We start from the raw sequence: 759 nt of genomic DNA, 5'->3' as shown, positions 1-759 counted from the left end.
TGGTGTGGCAGCGGAGGCGGCTCAAAATAATGCTTTAGTAAAATCTGATGACATAAAAAACTTTTATCTGCATTATAATACATTTTGCTCCTCTGGATCTTCAGCAGCTTGCGATGCAATCATACATCAATGGAAATATGTCAGCTATGAACATGCTGGCATGACTTCTCAGGAAATAGTAGCATGGGAAAATAGCGTTACACAAATTATTGAGCATTATAATCGCCAGTGTAAAGATAATACCTGTCGTAATCATTTGAGATCTCAAAAATATCGATATATGATTGAACATGCGGGTACTCCTGAGTATTTGTATCAATTGGAAAGCTCGCTTATTACTTATATTCATGGACCAATGGCTGCTGTAACTGCTGCAGGCCATCAAATTTCAGGTTCTGTTGTAGAAGCTTATAATGCGGTTTCGAGACAGTCGGTTAGAGGTGGTAGTCGAACGCAAGTAAATAATTCAGCGAAAGCTCAAAAGCCGTTAAGTAATACTAGCAGTAATTATCAGCAAACCAACAAGAAAGCAGTTGAGGACTTACGACAGGGAGTATTCCCTGGGAAGGGTGAGATTGGCCAATCCAGAGAAATGCAAAAAAGTACAGATCCGAATAAAGTAGCAGATGATTTTGCCCAACAGTTTTTAGGAAGAAAGCCTACCGCTGATGATTATAAACAGGGTGCTGCGATGAATAATAATAATTGCCAAGGGTGTTGGAGGGCACAAACTCCCGATGGTACCTGGGTGATATATAG

1 protein-coding gene is annotated in these 759 nt (G+C 40.1%); it reads left to right on the top strand.

Annotation, left to right across the window (positions count from 1 at the left end):
• A partial coding sequence (locus A4U55_RS01335) for a hypothetical protein (RefSeq protein ID WP_063453936.1) occupies positions 1-759 on the top strand: 759 nt, incomplete at both ends.

This window comes from Moraxella catarrhalis, from assembly GCF_001632285.1.
GTDB classification, from domain to species: domain Bacteria; phylum Pseudomonadota; class Gammaproteobacteria; order Pseudomonadales; family Moraxellaceae; genus Moraxella; species Moraxella catarrhalis.
The sequence above is the reverse complement of the archived record's forward strand: the minus strand, read 5'-3'. Positions and strand labels throughout refer to the sequence as shown.